The organism is Methylobacterium sp. E-005 (assembly GCF_022829725.1).
Lineage (GTDB): Bacteria > Pseudomonadota > Alphaproteobacteria > Rhizobiales > Beijerinckiaceae > Methylobacterium.
In genome coordinates this window covers 16,031-38,763 of sequence record NZ_JAKSYG010000019.1, presented here as the reverse complement: position 1 = coordinate 38,763, position 22,733 = coordinate 16,031, and the positions used below count along the sequence as shown (strand labels likewise).

Annotated in this window: 22 protein-coding genes; 14 read left to right on the top strand and 8 right to left on the bottom strand. The window is 68.5% G+C overall.

Annotation, left to right across the window (positions count from 1 at the left end; all coding sequences use genetic code 11):
* Positions 1–2 precede the first annotated feature (2 nt).
* The 4 genes from MKK88_RS00880 (at position 3) to MKK88_RS00865 (ending at position 4,422) form a co-directional block, all read left to right on the top strand.
* Entirely contained in the window at positions 3–1,172 is a 1,170-nt protein-coding gene (locus tag MKK88_RS00880) for an O-antigen ligase family protein (protein ID WP_243996713.1), read from the top strand.
* On the top strand, positions 1,169–2,551 hold the full coding sequence (gene gor, locus MKK88_RS00875) for a glutathione-disulfide reductase (RefSeq protein ID WP_243996697.1): 1,383 nt from the start codon (positions 1,169–1,171) through the stop codon (positions 2,549–2,551). Before MKK88_RS00880 ends, gor begins: the two co-directional genes overlap by 4 nt.
* 55 nt (positions 2,552–2,606) lie before the next feature.
* Positions 2,607–2,924: an RNA polymerase sigma factor region1.1 domain-containing protein gene (locus tag MKK88_RS00870; protein ID WP_243996696.1), complete on the top strand. Its 318-nt coding sequence runs from the start codon at positions 2,607–2,609 to the stop codon at positions 2,922–2,924.
* A gap of 115 nt (positions 2,925–3,039) precedes the next feature.
* Positions 3,040–4,422, top strand: a complete 1,383-nt coding sequence (locus MKK88_RS00865; RefSeq protein WP_243996695.1) for a class II 3-deoxy-7-phosphoheptulonate synthase — start codon at positions 3,040–3,042, stop codon at positions 4,420–4,422.
* 192 nt (positions 4,423–4,614) lie between these two features.
* Here the strand turns inward: MKK88_RS00865 and MKK88_RS00860 are convergent, their stop codons facing one another.
* Positions 4,615–7,497, bottom strand: coding sequence for an EAL domain-containing protein (locus MKK88_RS00860; protein WP_243996694.1), 2,883 nt, complete (start codon positions 7,495–7,497; stop codon positions 4,615–4,617).
* A 273-nt stretch (positions 7,498–7,770) separates the two neighbouring features.
* Here MKK88_RS00860 and MKK88_RS00855 point away from each other — a divergent pair, with 273 nt between their 5' ends.
* A complete protein-coding gene (locus tag MKK88_RS00855) occupies positions 7,771–8,088 on the top strand; it encodes a plastocyanin/azurin family copper-binding protein (RefSeq protein WP_243996693.1) in 318 nt (105 codons plus the stop codon).
* Positions 8,089–8,103: 15 nt separating this feature from the next.
* On the opposite strand, the gene MKK88_RS00850 is transcribed toward MKK88_RS00855, so the two are convergent.
* Both MKK88_RS00850 and MKK88_RS00845 read right to left on the bottom strand, forming a co-directional pair.
* On the bottom strand, positions 8,104–9,378 hold the full coding sequence (locus tag MKK88_RS00850; protein ID WP_243996692.1) for an efflux RND transporter periplasmic adaptor subunit: 1,275 nt from the start codon (positions 9,376–9,378) through the stop codon (positions 8,104–8,106).
* 93 nt (positions 9,379–9,471) lie between these two features.
* Entirely contained in the window at positions 9,472–10,176 is a 705-nt protein-coding gene (locus tag MKK88_RS00845) for a sulfate transporter family protein (protein ID WP_243996691.1), read from the bottom strand.
* 137 nt (positions 10,177–10,313) lie between these two features.
* Between MKK88_RS00845 and MKK88_RS00840 the strand changes: the two genes are divergently transcribed.
* From MKK88_RS00840 to MKK88_RS00830, 3 genes are all read left to right on the top strand, one after another.
* The gene (locus MKK88_RS00840; RefSeq protein ID WP_409566601.1) at positions 10,314–11,651 is read left to right on the top strand and encodes a flavin monoamine oxidase family protein; all 1,338 of its coding nucleotides are present in this window, start codon (positions 10,314–10,316) and stop codon (positions 11,649–11,651) included.
* 90 nt (positions 11,652–11,741) lie between these two features.
* Complete coding sequence (locus tag MKK88_RS00835; RefSeq protein WP_243996690.1) at positions 11,742–12,365, top strand: Crp/Fnr family transcriptional regulator; 624 nt, start codon at positions 11,742–11,744, stop codon at positions 12,363–12,365.
* Positions 12,366–12,465: 100 nt separating this feature from the next.
* Positions 12,466–13,089 carry a Crp/Fnr family transcriptional regulator gene (locus MKK88_RS00830; protein WP_243996689.1) on the top strand — a complete coding sequence of 208 codons (624 nt, stop codon included), beginning with the start codon at positions 12,466–12,468 and terminating at the stop codon, positions 13,087–13,089.
* A gap of 30 nt (positions 13,090–13,119) precedes the next feature.
* Here MKK88_RS00830 and MKK88_RS00825 read toward each other — a convergent pair whose 3' ends face one another.
* On the bottom strand, positions 13,120–14,118 hold the full coding sequence (locus MKK88_RS00825; protein ID WP_243996688.1) for a 2-hydroxyacid dehydrogenase: 999 nt from the start codon (positions 14,116–14,118) through the stop codon (positions 13,120–13,122).
* Between the two features lie 257 nt (positions 14,119–14,375).
* On the opposite strand from MKK88_RS00825, the gene MKK88_RS00820 reads away from it, so the two are divergent.
* Positions 14,376–14,936, top strand: a complete 561-nt coding sequence (locus MKK88_RS00820; RefSeq protein WP_243996687.1) for an SH3 domain-containing protein — start codon at positions 14,376–14,378, stop codon at positions 14,934–14,936.
* Between the two features lie 329 nt (positions 14,937–15,265).
* Here MKK88_RS00820 and irr read toward each other — a convergent pair whose 3' ends face one another.
* Entirely contained in the window at positions 15,266–15,781 is a 516-nt protein-coding gene (gene irr / locus MKK88_RS00815; protein WP_243996686.1) for a Fur family transcriptional regulator Irr, read from the bottom strand.
* A gap of 218 nt (positions 15,782–15,999) precedes the next feature.
* On the opposite strand from irr, the gene fabA reads away from it, so the two are divergent.
* The 3 genes from fabA (at position 16,000) to fabI (ending at position 19,120) form a co-directional block, all read left to right on the top strand.
* Positions 16,000–16,536 (top strand): bifunctional 3-hydroxydecanoyl-ACP dehydratase/trans-2-decenoyl-ACP isomerase, encoded by a 537-nt coding sequence (gene fabA, locus MKK88_RS00810; RefSeq protein ID WP_243996685.1) that lies wholly within the window; start codon positions 16,000–16,002, stop codon positions 16,534–16,536.
* Positions 16,537–16,699: 163 nt separating this feature from the next.
* Complete coding sequence (fabB, locus tag MKK88_RS00805) at positions 16,700–17,926, top strand: beta-ketoacyl-ACP synthase I (protein WP_243996684.1); 1,227 nt, start codon at positions 16,700–16,702, stop codon at positions 17,924–17,926.
* Positions 17,927–18,292: 366 nt separating this feature from the next.
* Positions 18,293–19,120, top strand: coding sequence for an enoyl-ACP reductase FabI (gene fabI, locus MKK88_RS00800; protein WP_243996683.1), 828 nt, complete (start codon positions 18,293–18,295; stop codon positions 19,118–19,120).
* Positions 19,121–19,126: 6 nt separating this feature from the next.
* Here fabI and MKK88_RS00795 read toward each other — a convergent pair whose 3' ends face one another.
* A complete protein-coding gene (locus tag MKK88_RS00795; protein ID WP_243996682.1) occupies positions 19,127–19,363 on the bottom strand; it encodes a hypothetical protein in 237 nt (78 codons plus the stop codon).
* 155 nt (positions 19,364–19,518) lie between these two features.
* On the opposite strand from MKK88_RS00795, the gene MKK88_RS00790 reads away from it, so the two are divergent.
* Both MKK88_RS00790 and MKK88_RS00785 read left to right on the top strand, forming a co-directional pair.
* Positions 19,519–19,758, top strand: a complete 240-nt coding sequence (locus MKK88_RS00790; RefSeq protein WP_243996681.1) for a hypothetical protein — start codon at positions 19,519–19,521, stop codon at positions 19,756–19,758.
* Between the two features lie 48 nt (positions 19,759–19,806).
* Positions 19,807–21,315 carry a DUF6880 family protein gene (locus MKK88_RS00785; protein WP_243996680.1) on the top strand — a complete coding sequence of 503 codons (1,509 nt, stop codon included), beginning with the start codon at positions 19,807–19,809 and terminating at the stop codon, positions 21,313–21,315.
* A 21-nt stretch (positions 21,316–21,336) separates the two neighbouring features.
* Here MKK88_RS00785 and MKK88_RS00780 read toward each other — a convergent pair whose 3' ends face one another.
* Complete coding sequence (locus tag MKK88_RS00780; protein WP_243996679.1) at positions 21,337–21,699, bottom strand: DUF427 domain-containing protein; 363 nt, start codon at positions 21,697–21,699, stop codon at positions 21,337–21,339.
* Complete coding sequence (locus MKK88_RS00775) at positions 21,696–22,586, bottom strand: methyltransferase domain-containing protein (RefSeq protein WP_243996678.1); 891 nt, start codon at positions 22,584–22,586, stop codon at positions 21,696–21,698. The genes MKK88_RS00780 and MKK88_RS00775 overlap by 4 nt, the downstream gene beginning before the upstream one ends.
* Positions 22,587–22,733: the final 147 nt, after the last annotated feature.

Below are 22,733 nucleotides of genomic sequence, written 5' to 3'. Positions count from 1 at the left end.
TCATGCCGCTTGCGATGGTGCTGGCCAACCGGTCAAGCCCGGCCGTCATCGGGCTGGCGGCGCTCGCCTTTCTGGCCGGGCGCCTGATCGAAGACCGCTCCGCGGCGGTCCGGCAGATCCTGGCGCCGCTGTCGAATCCGCTCGCCGGGGCGGCACTCGCCTTCCTGGCCTGGAGCGTCGTCTCATTCGCCTGGAGCCCGTTCCCGGCCACGTCCCTGCGGGTGGCGGGCGAATTCCTGCCGACGCTCGCGGCAGCCTATCTGCTGTGCTGCCTCGCACCCGGCCGGATCCCGGCTTTCGCGCCGCGGCTCGGGGCTGCCTCGATCGCGCTCGCCGGCCTCCTGATTGCCATTGATCTGGCCTCCGACCTCGCCCTGGAGCGGGCCTTGGGCCATCGGGCCGCAGCCTTCGTGCATAACCGGCCCGCGCTCACCCTCGATCTCGTGGCTGGCCCGCTGGCGCTGGTCCTCTGGCGGCAGCGCGCCCGCGGTCTGGCGGCGGCGACGCTGATCTTCACGGCGCTCGGCGTGCTGCGTTCGATCAGCGGCGCCGCCCAGCTCGGCCTGATCGCGGGCCTCGCGATGTTCGCGGCGGCTCGCCTGCTGCCCCGTCGCGCCGGGATCGGCCTCGCCGGGCTCGGCCTGGGCCTCGCTGTGGCGCTGGCTCCCGTCGAGGGCGATCTCCTGACCCACCTCATGCCGGAGGCGGCCCACGAACGCCTGGTCCAATCTTCCTCCCGGGCGCGGGTCGCCATCGCGCGCAGCTTCGGCGCGGCCGTGGCGGCCGATCCCTGGCGCGGAGCCGGCTACGGCACCAGCGCGCGCTTCGCCGAGACCCCGGTGGCGCAGGCGCTCGTGCCCGAGATGCGCGTTCTCCTCGGGGTCGGACACCCCCACAACAGCTTCCTTCAGGTCTGGGTCGAGCTGGGTCTGCCGGGCGCGTTCCTCGCGGCGCTGACCCTGATGCTGATGCTCGCCCGCATCGCCCGCCTGTATCAGCCGGATCGCGCGGCGGCGCTCGGCCTCGTCGCCTGCGCGGTCGCGATCGCCTTCGTCGAGCATAACGGCTGGGCGGCGTGGTGGACGGCGGGCCTTGGCGCTGCCATCACCTGGATGCGCGCCGTGCCCGGGGCCGGCGCAGTCCTGACACCCGAAAGGGACGGCTCCGCATGAGCGATTTCGACGTCGACCTCTTCGTCATCGGCGGCGGTTCGGGGGGCGTGCGCGCGGCGCGGATCGCGGCGGGCTACGGCGCCAAGGTGATGCTGGCCGAGGAGTACCGGGTCGGCGGCACCTGCGTGATCCGGGGCTGCGTCCCGAAGAAGCTGATGGTCTATGCCGGCCGCTTCGCCGACGAGTTCGAGGATGCCGCCGGCTTCGGCTGGACGGTGGAGAAGCCGCGCTTCGACTGGGCGACCCTGAAGCGCCGCCGGGACGCGGAAGTCACCCGCCTCGAAGGGATCTACGACACCAACCTGATCCGAGCGGGGGTCGAGATTGCGCCGGAGCGGGCCGTGATCGAGGATCCGCACACGGTGCGCCTCCTGACATCCGGCCGCACGATTCGGGCGGAGCGGATCCTCGTGGCGGTCGGTGCGCATCCCGTGAAGGAGCCGGCGGTCCCCGGCATAGGGCTGGCGATCACCTCGAACGAGGTGTTCGAGCTGGAGAGCCTGCCGGAGCGCATCTTGGTGATCGGCGGCGGCTACATCGCGGTGGAATTCGCCGGCGTGTTCGCGGCTCTGGGCAGCGCCACGACCTTGCTGCACCGGGGCGCGGGGCTGTTGCGCGGCTTCGACGACGAGGTCCGCGACGCCCTGGCCGAAGCCTACAGTCACCGGATGGACCTGCGGCTCGGCCGCACGCTCACGGGCATCGAGCGGCGGGACGGCGCGCTCTGCGCCCGGCTCGACGACGGCAGCGAGATCCGCGTCGATCAGGTCCTGATTGCCACGGGTCGGAAGCCCAACGTCGCCGGTCTCGGCCTTGACCGGGTCGGCATCGAAGTCGATGCCGCCGGGGCTATTCCGGTGGATGCCTACTCGCAGACCAAGGTTCCGTCGATCTACGCGGTCGGCGACGTAACCAACCGCGCAAACCTGACCCCGGTGGCGATCCGCGAGGGCCATGCCTTCGCCGACACGGTCTATGGCGGCAAACCCACCTGCGTCGATCACCACCTGATCCCGACCGCGGTGTTCTCGACCCCCGAGATCGGAGTCGTCGGCCACAGCGAGGCGGTTGCGCGGGAGCTTTATGGGACGATCGACGTCTACAAGGCGCGCTTCCGGCCGATGAAGGCGACGCTCTCCGGACGGGACGAGCGGATCCTCATGAAGGTGATCGTCGCGTGCGCCACCGACCGGGTGGTGGGCGTCCACATCGTCGGACACGATGCCGGCGAGGTCATCCAGGCGGTGGGCATCGCTGTGACGATGGGCGCCACGAAGGCCGATTTCGACCGGACCATCGCCGTCCATCCGACGGCCGCCGAAGAGCTCGTGACTTTGCGCGTGCCGGAGGTGACCAAGCATCCGGTCGGCGTCGGCTGAGGACTCCGCGGGTCCGAGACCTCGACGCCAAGCCCGACCGAGCCATATCAGGGGAATGGGCAAGCAGGGCGCAGGCAACGGCCGAGGAAGCGACGACGCGCATGCGCGGCGGCAGGCCATCATCGACGGCCTGCTGGCGGATGCCCTGCGCCCGGTCTTCCATCGCCCCCCAAGCCACGACGCGCTGCCGCCCGATATCCGCCAGGCCATCGACCAACTGCTCGCCAAGGCGGAGGCGCAGCGCCGCCGCTGCCTGACCTACGACGACCTGGAGGAGGCCCTGCCGCCCCGGGACGTGTCGGCGGAGGATCTGGAGGCGATCTTCTGGATCCTGGCCGAGCACGGAATCGAGGTCGAGGACGGCGAGGCCTGAAGCCGGAACGCGCCTGCCCCTTGGATTCCGGTACTCGTCAGCGTGCGGGAACCTCTCTATAAGCCGCGCTTCGCGCGTAAGGCGCGGTCGCACGAGAGGTGCGCGGAGAGAGGCCATGGGCGAGCGTTGGACACCGAAGAGCTGGAGACACCTGCCGATCGAGCAGGTCCCCACCTATCCGGACATGGCCACCCTGGGTGCCGTCGAGTCGCAGATCGCGAGCTTTCCGCCGCTGGTTTTTGCCGGTGAGGCCCGCAAACTGAAGGCGGCGCTCGCGCGCGTCGCCGCGGGTGAAGCCTTTCTCCTCCAGGGCGGCGACTGCGCCGAGAGCTTCGACGAGCATTCCGCCGACAACATCCGCGACTTCTTCCGGGTGTTCCTGCAGATGGCCATGGTGCTGACCTTCGCGGGCGGATCGCCGGTGGTGAAGGTCGGGCGCATCGCCGGGCAGTTCGCCAAGCCGCGCTCCTCGCCGACCGAGACGCTGGAGGGTGTGAGCCTGCCGAGCTACCGGGGCGATATCGTCAACGGCATCGGCTTCTCCGAGGAGGCGCGGATTCCGGATCCACGGCGCCAGCTCGAAGCCTACCGGCAATCGGCCGCGACGCTCAATCTGCTGCGCGCCTTCGCCACCGGCGGTTATGCGAACCTCGAGAACGCGCATCGCTGGATGCTGGGCTTCGTGAAGGATTCGCCGCAATCGTCGCGCTACCAGGATGTGGCGGGCCGCATGACTGACGCGCTCGACTTCATGCGGGCGATCGGCATCAACCCGGAGACCCATCCGGAGGTGCGGACCACCGATTTCTACACCAGCCACGAGGCCCTGCTGCTTGGCTACGAGGAGGCGCTGACCCGCGTCGATTCGACCACGGGCGATTGGTACGCGACCTCCGGCCACATGCTGTGGATCGGCGACCGGACCCGCCAGCCGGACCATGCCCATGTGGAATACGCCCGGGGCATCAAGAATCCGATCGGTCTCAAGTGTGGCCCGTCGATGAAGGCTGAGGGGCTGATCCGGCTGATCGACCTGCTCAATCCGGAAAACGAGCCGGGTCGCTTGAGCCTGATCTGCCGGTTTGGGGCCGACAAGGTCGGCGATCACCTGCCGGCCCTGATCCGCGCCGTCGAGCGGGAAGGCCGCAAGGTGGTGTGGATCTGCGATCCGATGCACGGCAACACGATCTCGGCCGGCCGCTACAAGACCCGGCCCTTCGAGCGCGTGATGCAGGAGATCGAGGGCTTCTTCGGCGTCCACCGGGGGGAGGGCACCTTCGCGGGCGGCATCCATCTGGAGATGACCGGCAAGGACGTGACCGAATGCACCGGTGGTGCCCGGGCGCTGACGGCCGACGATCTGCAGGACCGCTACCACACCTATTGCGACCCGCGCCTCAACGCCGAGCAGGCGCTGGAGGTGGCGTTCCGCACGGCCGAACTGGTGAAGGCCGAGCGCAGCCACGTGGAGCGCCCACGCCTGGACGCGGCGGAGTAGGGCAGGGGCTCGGGAAGCGCGCAACCCTTTCCCGGACGGGTGAAGCGAAGCGGGACCTGGCAGCCGAAACGCTGCATGGGCGGCCCCGCTCGAACGGACGCTTCGCGACGTCGAGCGCCAGGTCCCGGGTCGCATTCCGCTCACGCGGCCTGTGCGCGGGATCGGGAGCCCACGTCGTGGAGGACGGGCCACTTACGCGATCGCCCGGCGGGCTCCGTTCCAGCGGTGGATCACCGCCGATACCTCCGAGACGGGTACGGGCCGGCTGAAGAGGTAGCCCTGCACCTCGTCGCAACCCTCGGCCCTGAGCTGGGCGAGCTGCGCCTCGGTCTCGACGCCCTCGGCGGTGGTCGTCATGCCGAGGCTGGCCCCGAGCCCGATCACCGCCCGGACGATGAAGTGCGTGCCGTCCTTGATGCAGAGATCGCGCACGAAGGACTGGTCGATCTTGATCTTGTCGAAGGGGAAGCTGCGCAGGTAGCTGAGCGACGAGTAACCGGTGCCGAAATCGTCCATGGCGACCCGGACCCCCAGCGCCTTGAGGCTGTGCAGGATCGCGGTCGTCGCGCCGGGATTGGCCACCAGCACCGATTCGGTAATCTCAAGCTCCAGCCGCCGGCCGGGGAGACCGGTGCGGCGCAGCGCCTCCCGGACAACGTTCACGAGACTCGCCGAGGTGAACTGCACCGCCGAGACGTTGACGGCGACCTTCATCTCATCCGGCCAGCGGGCCGCCTCCTCGCAGGCGCGGCGCAGCACCCATTCGCCGAGCGGGACGATCAGGCCAAGCTCTTCCGCAATGGGAATGAACTCGGCGGGTGAGATGAAGCCGCGAACCGCGTGGTTCCAGCGCAGCAAAGCCTCGAACCCACAGACTTGATCCGCATCGAGACTGTAGATCGGCTGGTAATAGACTTCGAACGACTCACGGGCGAGCGCCTCGCGCAGATCGCGCTCCAGAATCCGGCGGGCCTGCAGGCGCGCATCCATCTCGGGTTCGAAGAAGCGGAACGAGCCGCGCGCCTCGCTCTTGCCGCGGTCCAGTGCGACCTCGGCATTCTTCAGAAGCTTGTCGCAGCTCGTCCCATCGCTCGGCGCGAGGGTGATACCGATGGTCAGCCCGACGCTGACCTCGTGGCTGCTCAAGCTGTAAGGCGCGCCGACCACCTCGATGATCCGCCGCGCGAGTACCGCCGCGTCCTCCGGACGATCGATGCCCCGCTGGACCACGATGAATTCGTCGGCGCCGAGCCGGGCGACGCAGTCGATCTCCCGCACGCAGGCGGTGAGCCGGTTTGCCGCCGCGATCAGCAACTCGTCGCCGACGCCGTGGCCCAGGGTCTCGTTCACCGGCCGGAAATCATCGAGATCGATGGCGAAGACCGCGAAGCCGTGGTCGCGCCCCGCCTGGGCCACCGCCATCTCGATCTGTTGGCCCAGGGCAATGCGGTTCGGCAGCCCCGTCAGGATGTCGTGATGCGCCAGGAAGGCGATGCGGGCCTCGGCGCGACGCCGGTCGGTGACGTCCTCGTAGGTTGCGACGAACCCACCATCGGCGGTCTTGCGCCGCTCGATCGCGACGATGCGCCCGTTGCAGAGTTCCTGGAAATGCGTGTGCCAAGCACCGCCGTAGAATGCCTCGCGCTGCTGGCGCAGCAGCGTATCGAGGTCGCAGCCCGGGTGGTTGCCGGCCAGGAGGCTGACGTCCATCACCTCCAGGGCGGTCATTCCGGGCACGACCGCCGTCGGCGCCAAGCCGTAGATCTCCGTGAAACGCCGGTTGACCACCATCAGGCGGTCCTGCGCATCGTAGAGGCACAGGCCCTGCGACATGTTGTCGAGGGCGGCGTCGAGGCGGAGGTTCGTTTCGGTCAGCCGATCCTCCTGCTGCTTCAGCAGGCTGATGTCGCTGCACACTGCGATGAAGCCACCCTGTTGGGTGGCGCTGCGGCTCACCCGCAGCCATCGCCCATCCGCCAAGCGGATATCGCCGTCGCGGGCGAGCGCCCGGAAACAGTCGGACAGGGCCGTTCGTCCGGAAGGACCCGCGCAATCCGTGGTACCCCAGAGGGAGACACCGGCCTCGATCGCCTCGCCAAGACCTTCGAAGAAGCCCTGGGCCTGAGCGTTCGCCAACGCGATCCGGCCGGCCGCATCGACCACGACCACGCCCTCCCGGGAGGTCTGGAGCGCGTCGGTGACCAGCGACTCGGCGCGGCGCCGCTGACTGACTTCGCGGGCCATCATGGCCTGGATATTGTCGCGCATGGCCGCCATGGAGCGAAGCAGGCTGCCGAGTTCGTCGCGGCCGCCGGCGGGGATGCGGTCCTCGAGCCGGCCGCTGGCGATGCGCTCCGCGGCACGGGACGCGGCGGCGAGCGGCCCGCTGATGCGTCGATTGAGCAGCCACGCGATCAGCGCACAGGCCACGACCGCTAGGAGGGCCGCGACGGCGTTGACGCGCATTTCCCGTGCAACCAGCGTGCGTGCAGCCTGCCGGAACGTGAAGCCGTCGCCGGCCGTGTAGTTCACGAGGAGGTCGATCTGATTGTCGACAGCGCTGGCTTGCTGATCCAGGGCATCCCAGCGCTCGGGCCGGGCCGTAGCGGGATCGAGGGAGCGCCGCAGCTCCTCCCAGGCGGTCACGGCTGCCTGTACGGCGCCGGCGGTCCGCACCGCCCGGTCGGACTGGGACCGCTCGACCGCGATCGTCAGATCCTCGGCCAGCGTCGTCGACAGATCCGCGATCTCGGCATTCAGCTTGGCCGTCTCGGCCTCGTTGCGAAGATGCATGCGCCGAGCGAAGGCCGTGCGCATCTTGGCGAAGTCGGCCGCCGTTGCCCGCGCATAGTTGATGGACATCAGCGACTCATCGTAGGTCCGATTGACCAGAGTGCCGATGTGCGAGATCGCGACGACAGCGTAGAGCCCGAGCGCGCCGGAGAGCAGGCTCATGCTCAGGAACGCGACGAGGATTCGGCCGCGGATCGTGGTGAAATAACCCGTAAACCCGCGCGCCGTTACCGACAGCTTCGCCGGGCTTCGCTCCTCCGTCGCCGTCTCGGGGTCTTGCATCGCACCGGCCGTCGCGCCACACGTACCACCATCTGTAGTTGCCACATGTTAAGAGGCGCTTAGCTCGCGGACCCAGCGCTTCGCTTTAACTGCGCGAACGAAGATAAGTCGTATTCCGAACGATCGCCCGGAGAGCGGTTGGGTTTCGGTATTCGAGGAATGATTTTTCAATGAAATCTGTGCGACGGTGATCCTCGAACACCGAGGGATCCCATGTCCGCTTGCGTATCCCGTATCGCCGTGAGCCTGCGGTGGCGGAAGTCAGGACCCGCCGTGCTGGCGCTGGCCTTGGGTGCGCTCAGCGGATTGCTCGTTACCGGGCAACTCCAGGCCTCCGGCATAGCGGTCTCGCAGAAGGGCCGGATGTTTCATCCCGACAATCTTGTGGTTGCGCGCGGCGAGGTGGTCACCTTCGTCAACGACGACAGCGACTTGCTGCACCATGTCTTCGTCGAGTCGGACACGTTCAACTTCGATTCCGGCGATCAGGAGCCCGGCAGCCGTACGCCGATCACCTTCACGGAGCGCGGCACGTTCCAGGTTCTCTGTGGGATCCACCCGAAGATGAAGCTCGTCGTCCGGGTGAACTGAGGCTCCTTCGGCCGGTCAGCGCTGGGCCGACCGCACCGGCGTCGGCGGTGGGGCCGCCTTCAGGCGCTCGATCGCCTGACCGTCGCGCAGGTCCGGCGGCGGGCTGTAGATGATGCGGCTGTCAGCCGGCAGGCCGGATTCCAACTCCAGGGTGCGTCCGAGATCGCGCCGGACCTTCACGGACCGCCACGTCACGCGGTCATCGTCGCCGACCTGGGCGACCTGCAGGCCGTCGCCGTTGAACACGGTTGCCTCCGCGGGCACCGCCACCGCCGGCTCCGCACGCGGGATTTGAAGGGTCACGTAGGCGTAGAGACCAGCGCGCAGTTGCCGATCCGGGTTGGGCACGTCCACCTGCGTCGTCAGCGTGCGCGAGGCGGCATTCAAAGCGACCGAACTGCGCTCCACGAAGCCGTCGAAGCTCTTGCCGGGGATCTGCGGGACGGTGATCACCGCCTTGACCCCCGGCTTGACGCCGACCGCGTCGTTCTGCGGCACGTTCACGGTGATACGCAGGGTGCTGTCCTGATCGATGCTCAGGAGCGGCGTGCCGCCGTTATCCGCCCGGACGAGGTCGCCGACATCGACGTTGCGGACCGTGACGACCCCGTCAAAGGGCGCAACGACCCGCTCGAACGCCGTCAGCGCCTTCAACCGATCGACCACGGCTTCCTGCGACTTGATATTCGCGGTCGCCACTTTCACGCCGGCCTCGGCGGCGGCCAGCGTCGCGGCCTGGGACAGGACACCCGCCTGCGCGGTGTCGGCGTTCTGGCGGGAGGCCCAGCCCTGGACCGCCAGGGTCGTGGTCCGGTTGTTGGTGAGATTTGCGAGGTTCACGCTGGCGCGGGCCTGCTCGACCTGCGCCTGAGCCTGGAGCAGCTGCGCCTTCAACTGACCGACCTGCGCCTCAGCCTGGGCGCGCTGCTGGTCGAGATCCGGGGCCGCGATCCGGAGGAGGAGGTCGCCGGCTTTCACGCGCGAGCCGATATCGATGCGGCGCTCGGCGATGTAGCCCGTGGCCCGCGCCGCGATCGCCGCCGTGGTGAAGGCCTGCATCTCGCCCGGCAGCACGAGGTCGAGCGGTCCATCGGCGCGCTCGGCCACGACCGTGCGCACCTGCGGCACGAGGGCCTTGACCCGCGCAAGCGTCGCGCTCGCCTCAACGTCGCGCCGCCAGTGCCCGTAAGCCCCCCAGCCGAGCAGCCCGAGTCCCAAGAGCCCGACCAAGAGGAACGGGACGAAACCGGGGGGCGGGGGAACGTCCTGCGCCGCGTCGTGGGCCTTCATTGATCGGCTCTCCGCCCCGGCCCCCGCCCGGCTGCGGCGACGGTAACGGCCAAACCCCGTCCCGGCCAGAGCGGGCTTTGGCCGCATCAACGGCTAGAGGGACCGCGGCGCCGTCAGACGCGGCCGCCGGCTGAGGCGTTTGTGCAGGTGGACCATCAGGGCGATGCCGAATAGCGGCGTCAGCAGGTTCAGGATCGGCACCACCATCATGGCCGAGAGCAGGCAGCCGGCACCGAGCGTCCGCACCGAGAAGGCGCGGCGCATGGCGGCGGCCTCGGGCAGCGGCCGGAACCGGGCCGCCGCCATCTCAAAATATTCCCGGGCCAGCAGATAGGCGTTGGCGCCGAAGAAGGCCGCGATCCCGATCACCGGAACGAAGAAGATGACCAGCGCCGCGAGGTTGACCAGGAGCGTCACGCCGGCGAAGCGGACCGCGTAGAGCATTGCGGTGCCGAGCGGCATGGCGCGGCCCGGTGGGTCGTCCGGGAAATCCGTCCGCTCGACGATTGCGGCCGCGTCGTCGAGGAAGAAGCCCGCCACCAGGATCGAGATCGCCGGCATCAGGTAGGCGAGCGCCACGAACAGGCCGAAGCCTGCGAAATAATAGGCGAGGGTGTCGAGGATCGGGTACTGGGACGAGATGTGATGGCTCGCCTGGAATGCCTGGACCAGCCGGGTCAGGCCCAGCCAGACCAGGACCAGGAGCCCGAGCGTCAGGCCCAGTGATTTCCAGAGGATCGCCCGCAGGGGGGGCGAGAAGGTCTGGCGCAATGCCGCCGTGGCGGACTCGACGAGCATCGGGTGTGTTCCGGTCGCCGCCGGTCGCGGCGCGGGCGCGTTGTGGAGCCCTGCGGCCCGCGGCGCAAGGTTGCACGTACCGCAGGACAGGCAAGGGTAGAACCGCAGGAAAACGGGCAGGGAAGCGAGGCGCGCGCGTGCAGGCAGCAACACGAGAGACTCCGGCGCCGCGGCGGGGCGATCCGCCGGCGCAGCCCGCCTACCGACCCCGGCTCGCGGCGCTGCCGCCGTCACCGGAGGTGCTGATCATCGGGGCGGGCGCGGCCGGCATCGGAGCCGCGCGGGCGCTCATGGCCCGGGGGATACCCGTGGCGGTGCTGGAGGCCCGTGATCGCGTCGGCGGCCGCGCCCTGACGGTGGCGCTGCGCGGCCACGCCCTCGATCTGGGCGCCCACTGGCTCCACGCGGGGCCGATCAATCCCCTGGTGGCCCTGGGCCGCGCGCGGGGCGAGCGGCTGCGCAAGGCGCCGCAGGACAGCCATGTCTGGGTCGGACACCGGCCCGGCCGCGCCGACGAGGTCCGGGCCAATGCCCGGGCCTTCGCCCGTGCGGACCGGGCGATGACCGGGGGCGCCGCCCAGCCCGGCGACGACCGACCGGCCGCAAACGTTCTCCCGCCGGGACTCGGGCCCTGGGGGTCCCGGGTGGCGCAGGTCCACGGCCTCGTCTCCGGCCGGCCACTCAGCGAGGTCTCGCTCCACGACTTTCCCAGCATGGAGTATAGCGACAACTTCTTCCTGGCCGATGGCTACGGCAATTATCTGGCCCGCCTCGCCGACGGACTTCCGGTGGCGCTGGCGACGCCGGTCACGCATGTCGACTGGTCGGGCGGCCGCGTCCGGGTCGAGACCGGCGGCGGCCCCCCGTATCAGGCGCGGGCGCTGATCGTCACCGCGCCCATGATGGTGCTGCGCGATGGTCCATCCTTCACGCCGCCCCTGCCGAACGCAGTCCGTGCCGCCATCGACGGCTTCACCACCGGCATCTACGAGCACGCGGTGCTGCACTGGCCGTCGAGCCCGTTCCGGGGTCGCGACCGTCTGGCGGCGATCCACGGTCGCCGCCGCACGCCGCCGGGCCTGCTGACCCGGATCGACGGCACGCCCTTCCATTACTACGAGCTCGACCTGCACGACGCCGCATCCCTCGATGCAGCCGGGTCCGGAGCGGACGGCGTGCGCCGGCACGTCCGGGCCGTGCTGGCCGATCTGTTCGGGCATCGCCGCGTGCGCGACCTGAGCATCCCGGTGGTCAGCGCATGGCGCCACGATCCCTGGTCGCGGGGATCCTGGGCCGTCGTTCCCCCGGGCCATGCGCCGGCGCGACAGACCCTGCATGATCCGGTGGGCGACACGGTGTGGTTCGCCGGCGAGGCCCTGTCCCGCGAGCAATGGGGCACGGTGGGCGGCGCCTACGCCGAAGGCGCGCGCGCCGCCGAGGCGATCGCCCTGCGCCTGCGCGGGCCAGGGGCCTGAAGCAGGCGCCCTGATCCAGGCCCTGCGCCCGTCTTGCCGGGACACGGCAAGACGGGCATCCCCCCGGCAACGACACGCTTGGGAGCGACCATGGATTGGATCGAGGCGATCGGCTACCTCGGCACCGCACTGACGATCTCGGCGACCGCCATGAGCACGATGATTCCCCTGCGGATCATTTCGCTCTGCGCGAGTTGCGCGGTGATCACCTATGGGACGCTGATCGGCAGCATGCCGGTGGTGCTGACCGAGCTGATCCAGATGCCGTTCAACGCCTACCGGCTGTGGCAGATGCTGCGCCTCGTCCGCGACGTGGAGACGGCGGCCGGCGGCGACCTCTCCCTGGAATGGCTGCGCCCCTTCGGCTCGCGCCGCGCCTTCGGGATCGGTGAGGTGGTGTTCCGCCAGGGCGATCTCGCCGACGAGATGTATTACGTCGAGAGCGGCGTCTTCCGGATCCCGGAGGTCGACATCGAGGTCCGCGCCGGCGGGATCGTCGGCGAACTCGGCCTTCTGTCCCCGGGCAATACCAGGACGGCTTCGCTGGTCTGCATCGAGGCCGGTCACGCGCTGTGTGTGACCTATTCTGACGTGAAGCAACTCTACTACCAAAATCCCGAATTCGGCTTCTATTTTCTCAAATTGACAAGTGAGCGGCTGTTTCAGGGCGTGCAGAGTATGAAACGCCCAGCGTTATCGGGAGATGTCATCTAAGTTCGACACGCGTACTTGCGCCGACCAACCCCAAGAAACTTGCGGCCTTGCCAAAGGTCAAGATACCAGACGCCGCGTTCGCATTTGCACGAGGCGGAACATGGATTGGGTCGAAGCAATCGGATTCCTTGGAACCGGACTGGTGATCATTTCGACGTCCATGACCACGATGATACCGCTGAGGATCATCGGTATCTGCGCGAGTTCCGTTCTCATCGTTTATGGAATATTGATCAACAGCTGGCCGGTGATCGTCACCGAACTGTTCGAACTGCCCCTCGCCATGTACCGGCTGTGGCAGATGTTTCGCCTGGTCCGTGACACGAAGACCGCCGCCGAGGGCGACCTGTCGTTGCATTGGCTACGCCCGTTCGGGACGGAGCGCTCCTTCAATGCCGGCGAGACCGTGTTCCGCGCGGGCGATCCGGCGCACGAGATGTACTACGTCGAGAGCGGTGTTTTCCGGGTTCCAGAGATGGATCTTGAGGTGCGGGCCGGCGGGATCGTCGGTGAACTCGGTCTGCTCTCGCCCGGCAATGCCCGCACCGCCTCACTCGTATGTGTTGAGCCCGGCAAGGCTTTGTGCGTGACCTATTCAGACCTCAAGGAACTCTACTATCAGAATCCCGATTTCGGCTTTCACTTCCTGAAGCTGACGACAGAACGCCTGTTCCAGAGCGTCGAAGCGGCCAGGAATCCGATGGCGGTCGCCGGACGGCTTTGACAGCGCGTCGAGGCGCGCCGCCGGCTCCCGTCAGAGCATGCTGGGCAGGATCCGGTCCGGCGGCCGGTGGCCATCCATGAAGGTCTTGATGTTGATGATGACCTTTTCACCCATGTCGATGCGGCTCTCATAGGTCGCCGAGCCCATATGGGGCAGCAGCACGACCTTGCCCTGCCGGGCGAGCTTCACGAGGCGCGGACTCACGGCCGGCTCCTGCTCGAACACGTCGAGGCCGGCGGCCGAAATCTCGCCGCCCTCGATCAGTCGCGCCAGGGCATTCTCGTCGATCACCTCGCCGCGGGCGGTGTTGACCACCACCGCCTCGGGCTTGAGCAGCTTGAGGCGCCGCGCCGAGAGGAGGTGGTAGGTCGCCGGCGTGTGCGGGCAGTTGACCGACACGATGTCGACCCGCGCCAGCATCTGGTCGAGGGATTCCCAGTAGGTCGCGTCGAGCGCGCCTTCGATGGCCGCCGGCACCCGGCGGCGGTTGTGATAATGGACCTGCAGGCCGAAGGCCCGGGCGCGCTTGGCGAGTGCCTGACCGATGCGGCCCATACCGACGATCCCGAGCCGCTTACCGGTGATGCGCCGGCCGAGCATCCAGGTCGGCGACCAGCCCGTGGTCCATTCGTCATCCGGGATGATCCGCGCACCCTCGGCGACCCGGCGGGCGACGGCGAGAATCAGCGCCATCGTCATGTCGGCGGTATCCTCGGTCAGCACGCCCGGAGTATTGGTCACCGTGATGCCGCGTTCGAGCGCCGCCGCCACGTCGATGTGGTCGACGCCGTTGCCGAAATTGGCGATGAGCCGCAGGTTCGGTCCGGCCTGCGCGATGAGCCCGGCATCGATCTCGTCGGTGACGGTGGGGACGAGAACGTCGGCCTCGCGCAGGGCCGCAATCATCGTTTCAGCCGCCAAGGGCGCGTCGTCGGAACTGAGGCGGACGTCGAACAGCTCGCGCATCCGCGTCTCGACGGCATCCGGCAGCCGTCGCGTCACGACCACCAGCGGCTTGCGCTTCGACACGTCTCTCTCCCCGTCAGCTCTGCGGCCGTGGTCACGGCGCCCGGCGGGACCGACCCGCGCAAGCGTCCGTTAACCGAATTCGGCCAGACAGGACCGATCGCGCGGCGCCGGTTCCGGAGCCTGTCCTGACCCATCGGACTCTCTATCAGAGGTGGGCCGGAACACAATCGGATGCGGGCCGTGCCCCCGCGTCGAAAGGGCCTCGCTTTCGACAAGCCCCTTCGCCACCATCGACCCGTCCGGACTGGGAGACGATCATGCGCGCGTTACGCCTCAGCCTCGCCGTTGTGGCGCTGCTGGCGAGTGGCCCCGCGACCCTGGCGGCGGCCCCTGCAGCCCCGATCGAGACCGGGGTCGGGCCGGTGACCAAACTGCCGCTGCCGCGCTATGCCAGCCTCAAGACCGACCGCGTCAACCTGCGTGAGGGGCCCTCCAAGGATCACCGCACCCTATGGGTATTCCAGCGGGCGGGCCTCCCGGTCGAGATCGTCGGCGAGTTCGAGACCTGGCGCCGGATCCGTGACTCGGAGGGGACCGAGGGCTGGGTCCTGCATTCTCTGCTGTCCGGACGGCGCACCGCGATCGTCAATGCCGGGCCCGACAAGGGCATCGAGAAGGCGTCCGTGTCGCTGCGTGCCAAGGCCGAAGACGGCGCCGACGACGAGGCCAAGCTTCAGACCGGCGTGATCGGCAGCGTGAAGAGCTGCACCGGCACATGGTGCCGCCTGATCGTTGCGCTCCCGAACAAGCGGGATGTCGACGGCTACATCCGCCAGAACCGGCTCTGGGGCGTCTACCCGAACGAGGTCGTCGAGTAGCCGCACGGCCACGACGGCGCACGCGAATACGTACGTCGTTTGCAGCACCTATGACGGCCGCCCTGAGACCGTCTTCGCCCCGCCGGCGGGGATACGATGTTCACAATTCTCCGGTGGACATCGACAACAAGGACAAAAAGCAACCTTTACCCCCACCCAGCGGGAGCGGGTTTTGGCGACCTTGGCGGCGCCGGAGCGAGCCGGACGCCCTCGATAAGGGGAGACGTCCTGTGTTTCACGCCCCATCATTGGAAGCCCATCGTCAAACGAAGAAAGGCCCAGACGATGCCGCCGGGCCTCTGCAATCGTCCGACGTTTGAGCCGCCCGTTCAGCCCTGGCGGCGCGCGTTCGGTCGGGCCCGGCGGAGGCGGACGATCACCTCAACACCGGCAATCTCCATACCTTCCGGCGCCTCCGGCAGCGAATCGACCGTGATCCCGCAATCGGGCATGTCGATCACCTGGCTCTCGTCTTCCAGGTAGAAATGGTGGTGCTCGCTCGGATTCGTGTCGAAGTAGGCTTTCGACCCGTCGAGCGCGAGCTGGCGCAGGAGCCCGGCCTCGGTGAACTGGTGCAGGGTGTTGTAGACCGTCGCCAGCGACACCGGCACCTTGGCGCGCATCGCCTCGTCGTACAGCATTTCGGCGGTCAGGTGCCGGTCGCCGCGACCGAACAGCAGCCAGCCCAGGGACAGGCGCTGTCGCGTCGGCCGCAGGCCGGCCCGACGCAGACGGTCGCGCAGGTCGGAAAGCGGGCAGCCGCGTCGCGGAGTCCCGTTGGCCTCCAGCTGAGGCGCGGGAACACGCCCGTTGAAAACAGCCTGGAAGGGCACCGGTTCGGACATTGCTGGACTGAACGCTCGACGGGGGGCCGGGTGAGATCTCACGCACTATAATGAACTGGTCATGGGGTCGCAACCCGAGCGCGACCGCACTGCACCGACGCTGACCGGCAGCCTGTGACTTTGAAGGCGGATCGCCCCGTGCTAACCCGCGCGCCACAGGACGGGCGGACGCTTTTTTGCGTGGGCCGCACCCGGAATCCAAGGAAACAGCCAACGCAATGCCGCCAGACGCCGACACCTTCGCGCCGAACGCGAGCCGTCAGTCGCAGTACTCCTACGAAGACCTGCTCGCCTGCGGGCGGGGCGAGCTCTTCGGGTCCGGAAACGCGCAGCTGCCCCTGCCGCCGATGCTGATGTTCGATCGGATCACATCGATCGCAACCGATGGCGGCGCCCACGGCAAGGGCCACGTGACCGCGGAACTCGATATCCGGCCGGACCTCTGGTTCTTCCCCTGCCATTTTCAGGGCGACCCCGTCATGCCCGGTTGCCTGGGCCTCGACGCCCTGTGGCAGATGCTGGGTTTCCATCTCGGCTGGCTGGGCTCCCCCGGCCGCGGCCGGGCGCTAGGCGTCGGCGAGGTGAAACTCGCGGGCCAGGTGCTGCCGTCGATGAAGCGGGTGGTCTACAATGTCGACGTGAAGCGCGTCCGGCAGGGTAAGCTCGTCCTCGGGATCGGCGACGGCTGGCTGGAAGCGGACGGCGAGCGCGTCTACCAGGTTCAGGACATGCGTGTCGGGCTGTTCCAGAGCTGAGATGTTTACCGCTGCGTCGGCGATGCCGGTCGCGGCTTGTCCGCAACGTCGGACGTGTTGGACCGTTGAGCACGTTGGGCAGTTGAGATTGTACCCGCGTCATCTTAGCTGACCGGGACGCGGCGCGGGCGAGCGACGCCGCGACGGAGGTATCGTCACTATCATGCGCCGTGTCGTCATCACCGGGATGGGCATCGTCTCGTCCATCGGCAACAACACGCAAGAGGTGCTGGCCTCCCTGCGCGAAGCCCGCTCGGGCATCGCGCGCGACGCCAGCTACGCCGAGCACGGCTTCCGCAGCCAAGTCTCCGGCGCGCCCACCCTCGATCCCGAGGGCGTGGTGGACCGGCGCGCCATGCGCTTCCATGGCGGCGGTACCGCCTGGAATCACGTCGCGATGGATCAGGCGATCGCCGATGCCGGGCTTGAGGCGGGCGATATCTCGAACGCGCGCACCGGCATCATCATGGGCTCGGGCGGTCCCTCGACCCGGGTGATCGTGGAGGCGGCCGCCATCGCGCGCGACAAGGGCCCGAAGCGCATCGGCCCGTTCGCGGTGCCCAAGGCGATGTCGTCGACCGCCTCGGCGACGCTTGCCACGTGGTTCAAGATCCGCGGCGTGAACTATTCGATCTCCTCGGCCTGCGCGACGTCCAACCATTGCATCGGCAATGCCGCCGAGATCATCCAGGGCGGCCGGCAGGACATCATCTTCGCCGGCGGCTGCGAGGATCTCGACTGGACGCTTTCGGTGCTGTTCGACGCCATGGGGGCCATGTCGTCGAAGTTCAACGACACCCCAGCCCGGGCTTCCCGGGCCTACGATGCCAATCGCGACGGCTTCGTGATCGCGGGCGGGGCAGGCGTCCTCGTGCTTGAGGAGCTGGAGCACGCCAAGGCGCGCGGCGCGCGGATCTACGGCGAGATCGCGGGCTACGGTGCGACCTCGGACGGGCACGATATGGTGGCACCGTCGGGCGAGGGCGCGGTGCGCTGCATGCGCCAGGCGCTCGAAGGCCTGAAGGGCGCGAAGATCGATTACATCAATCCCCACGCCACCTCGACGCCGGTGGGTGACGACAAGGAGATCGAGGCGATCCGAGAGGTGTTCGGCCGGGGCGACGCCTGTCCGCCGATTGCCGCCACGAAGTCCCTGACCGGGCATTCGCTCGGGGCCACCGGCGTTCAGGAGGCGATCTACAGTCTCCTGATGATGAACAACGGCTTCATCTGCGAGAGCGCGCATATCGACGAGATCGATCCGGCCTTTGCCGACATGCCGATCCTGCGGCAGCGCCGGGACGGTGCCAAGCTCGGCCATGTCCTGACGAATTCGTTCGGGTTCGGTGGGACCAACGCGACCCTCGTGTTGAAGCACGTCGACGCCTGACCGGGTCGGCCGGAACCCCTCACACGCGGTCGGCGTTTACCCCGTGTTGAGATTTGGGGGAGCGGCCATGGGGACATTCATCCTCGGAACGCTGAGTGGGTTGATGATCGCCGGATACGCGGCGATCTACGCCAAACAGGCGCTCATTGACGACGCCAGCTCCCGGACCGACGGTCACTTCTGAACCCGTCTGCAGAAATGTGAGCGCCCCGCCGGATGGCGGGGCTTTTTTGTTGGCCGCGCCGCGTCGCGGCGTTTGGAGCGCGGAGCGAGGCACGCTAAGGCACCCTGTCGCGGTTCGGTCGAGCGCATCGCGACCCGGCCCGGCCGTCCGGGCTCGGCGGGCTCGTTCGGGAAAATGTCGGCATGACGGGTTTGATGGCGGGCAGGCGCGGCCTGATCATGGGTGTCGCCAACGATCACTCGATCGCCTGGGGTATCGCCAAGGCCCTGCATGCCGAAGGCGCCCAGCTGGCCTTCACGTATCAGGGCGAGGCGCTTGGTCGGCGCGTGACGCCGCTCGCCGCGCAGCTCGATTCGGATATGGTCCTGCCTTGCGATGTCGAGGATCTCGCCTCGGTGGACGCCGCCTTCGAGACGCTCGATGCGCGGTTCGACGGCCTGGACTTCGTCGTCCATGCCATCGGCTTCTCCGACAAGGCGCAGCTCAAGGGCCGCTACGTCGACGTGACCACGCGCGAGAACTTCGTGCGCACGATGACGATCTCGTGCTTCTCCTTCACCGAGATTGCCCAGCGCGCGGCCAAGCGGATGAAGCCGGGCGGTTCCCTGCTGACGCTGACTTATGGCGGTGCGACGCGCGTCATGCCGAACTACAACGTGATGGGCGTGGCCAAGGCGGCCCTCGAAGCCTCGGTGCGCTATCTCGCCAGCGACCTCGGCCCGAACGGGATCCGGGTGAACGCCCTCTCGGCCGGTCCGATGCGGACGCTGGCCGGCGCCGGGATCGCCGACGCGCGGCTGATGTTCAATCATCAGCGCGCCCATGCCCCGCTGCGGCGCACCGTCAGCCTGGACGATGTCGGCGGCTCGGCCCTCTACCTGCTGTCGCCGCTCTCCGGCGGCGTGACCGGCGAGATCCATTTCGTAGATGCCGGTTACAACATCATCTCGATGCCGCGCCCGGACGTACTCCAGGCGCAGGATGCCGCGGGCGTCGTGGGCGATTCCTGACGCGCGTCACTCCTGAGGGATGCGGCCGGGCGGAAGTGGCGCGACCTGGCTTCCACGCTCACCACGACCTGCACGTCGCTGGCGCTCGGCTCGGATCTCCTCGGCGGTGGGCGGTGCCGACGCGTAATTCGACGCGAAGGGATTGGGTGGCGCACCCCGCCCGGAGCCGCCGAACAGCTTATCCAGAAATCCCTCTTCGGCGCGCGCCTGCCACGCGGCGCAGATCAGAGCCAGGGCGATCATCGTTCGGAGCTGCATCGTCGTCTTTGCCTTGCCGGGATCGGACGCGGGTAGGCTCGCATTCCGGCAGATCGGAGGCCGACGCTATCCGCCCTCCGGAACCGTGACGCGTCCGGCGGGTTCGCGCTCAACGATCATGGACGCGTACAGGAGGCGTGATGTCCGAGGTTACCTATCGCATCGTCGAGCACGATGGCGGTTTCGCCTACAAGGTTGGCGACGTGTTTTCCGAGACCTTCCCGAGTCGGGAGGAGGCGCTGCAGGCGGCCCAGGCTGCGGCGGCCGAGCAGCAGGTGCCGGGTTCGACCGAGGGGATCCGCTATCAGGATCAGGCCGGCGGCTGGCACGATGAGACCGCCCAGGGCAGTGACCGCCCGCGCGCCAAGGTGGTCGAGTAGCCCCGGCAAGGCGACCATGCTGGCACGTGCGTATCGACAGGAGCAGCCGTGGCGCGACCGCGTGCGGTGAAATCGGAGGCGTCACCGATCAAGGCGCCGCCTCTGCCGAAAGGCGCGCGGCGCACGACGCCGTCGCCCGAGACCCTGGCGGCCCTCGGCAACGACCGGTTGATCGGCCTCATCCTCGGTGAGACCGTGCGCAATCCCGGCTTCAAGAAGCTGGTGACGGCGGCACTGGCCTCTCTGCAGGGTCCGGAGGCCGTCGCGGCGATCATCGATCGGCGGCTGACGGCACTCGAAGGCGCCCAGGGCTACATCGATTGGCAAAAGCGCCGGGCCTTCGCAGCCGATCTCACGGCCCTCGTCACAATCATTCTCGACGAGCTGCGCCCCCTCGATCCCGGCGCCGCACTCGACCGGTTGCGCCGGTTCCTCGATGGCGCCGACGTGGTGCTGGACCGCGTGGACGACAGCAACGGCGCAATCCAGGCCATCTTCGACCGAGCCTCTGCCGGCTTCGTCGCGATCGCGCGCGGGCTGCCGCCCGAGACCGCGGCCGACGTCGCCCTGAACCTCGCGGGTCCGTTCACCGACGATCCGTTCGGTCCGCTCGGCGCCCTCTTGAGCGAGATGGTGCCGGTGCTGCAGGTGGACGCGCTGGCCGCGATAGACGCCCGCCTTGCCGAGGCCAGCGCACATCCCGAAGGCGGCCCGAAGCCGAGGGCCACCGCCGCATACCGCCTGGACAGCCGCGTCCAGATCCTGCGCCTTCGTCAGGTCATTGCAGATCGCCGGGGCGATCCTGACGCCTACATCGCGATCGAGAGCCGGATTGCGCCCGGTGCCGAGAACCGAACCGAGATCGCCCGGCGCCTGCTCGGTTCGGGCCGCGCGTCCGAAGCCCTCGGCTGGATCCGGCGCGAACAGGATCCCGGCAAACGCCGGTCGACGACGCGGGAAGACCTGATCGCTGCCTTCGATCCGCGTGTGCCCGAGCGGGAGCGGCTCGTTGTCGAGATCGACATCCTGGAGGCGTTAGAACGTCGCGCGGAGGCGCAAGATCTGCGCTGGGCGCGGTTCGAGCAAGAACTCGATGTTCCGATGCTGCGCGCATTCCTCGCCAAGCTGCCCGATTTCGAGGACGAGGAAGCGCTCCATCGCGCCCTCGACCATGTCGAAACCTGTCCGGACGCCCATCGGGCGCTCGCGTTCCTGATCGCATGGCCGGACCTGCGCCGCGCGGCCCGGCTGGTGACGGACCGGCCGACCGTCTGGGATGGCGTCCTGCGCTACGCCGTCCTGGCCCCCGCCGCCGAAATCCTGGCGCAGGACCATCCCCTGGCCGCCACGATCCTCTATAGGCGGCTCATCGACGGAATTCTCGATTACGGCCGCTGCCCGGCCTACCCGCATGCCGCGCGCTACCTCGCGGAACTCGACGGCCTGGCCCTGCGGCTCGCGGCGGATTCGGTCGACCCAGATCCAGAGAGCTACCGCGGCAAGCTCCGGCAAAAGCACGGACGCAAATCCGGCTTCTGGACCCTGGTCCGCGGCTGAGCGCCGCGACGGGCGGGCTGGTCAGTCGGTCACCTCGATGGCGTCGACCCGATCCGGATAGAACGCCACATGCTCCCGGATTTCCTCGACCGCGGGGTAGGGCGCCTCATAGCTCCAGACCGCATCGGGCCGCCGCGTTCCGGCGACCACAAGATCGAAATACCGCGCCTCACCCTTGTAGGGGCAGTGGCTAGTCCGTGACGACGGCACGAAGAAAGCAGCCTGCATATCGTGGCGCGGCACGTAGTAGACCGGCGGATAGTGGGCCTCCGCCAGCTGCAGGGCGTGGCGCGTCTCCGCGACCACGGTTCCGGCAACGGTGACCCGCACGCGGCGCGGTTCCGGCGTGATGGTGATCGGATGGTCGGGTCCCAGCACTTTCATCGCGATCCTGTCTCCCCTGGCTTCAGTTCGATCGTTCCCAGCGCGTCGGCGAGGCGTGACTTGGCGCTGCCCGGGCGCAGCGGCTTCTGCTGGCTGGCATGCGGCACCCAGCCGGAGACCCACAGCACTTCGAAGGTCGCCCGCACCCGCCCGTCTGCATCAGCGAAGCGATTGGCGTAGATCTCCGCGGCGCGCAGGAGGGTCGCCCGGCGCAGCGGCGTCCGTCGCCGCTCGGTCAGGACATTGGTCATGCCCATGGCGCGCAGGTCGCGCATCAGGCTGAAGGGGTCGGCATAGCGCACCGTCAGCGTGTCCGTATCGGCCACCGGAAGCGCGAAGCCCGCCCGTTGAAGCAGCGCGCCCACCTCGCGCACGGCCGCGAAGGGGGCAACCCGCGGGCTGATGCCGCCCTCGATCTCGCTCTCGGCCTGCCCGAAACTCTGGCGCAGCTCCGTGAGCGTGGCGCCGCCGAGCAGGCACCCGACGAACAGACCGTCCGGCCGCAGGGCGCGACGGAGCTGGACCAACGTCCCCGGAAGATCGTTCGCGCCATGAAGCGCGAGCAGCGAGACGGCGAGGTCGAGGCTTTCCGGGGCCAGCGGCAGCAGCTCCGGATCGCCGACGATTCGGTTTCCGCCGGGCTCGCGCAGGGGGGCGAGCCGGAGATGCTTTGCCTCCGGGTAGCGGCGATCGAGGATCGGGACGGCAACCGGAACGGGCGTTGCGAGGTCCAGTACGGTCGGGAAACTGCGCAGCACCGCGGCCAGACGATCATCCAGATCGTCGGCAAGGCGATCGAGAAGGAAGCTGGCGTATCCAGACCGGAGAGCGCGGGCGAGCCGCTGTCGGGCTGCGGCCGTATCGAACAGGGTGGCTGGGGCATCCATCCCCCGCAGATGGCGTGTCCGATCGCCGCCCGCCAGCACCCCAGACCCACCCGATGCGGGGTGTCGCACGGAATCGTGAGCCGCTCTGGTAAACTGGAACGACTCGACGGCCCAGCTGTTCCTGCTGCAGCTGGCCACACGGCCAAG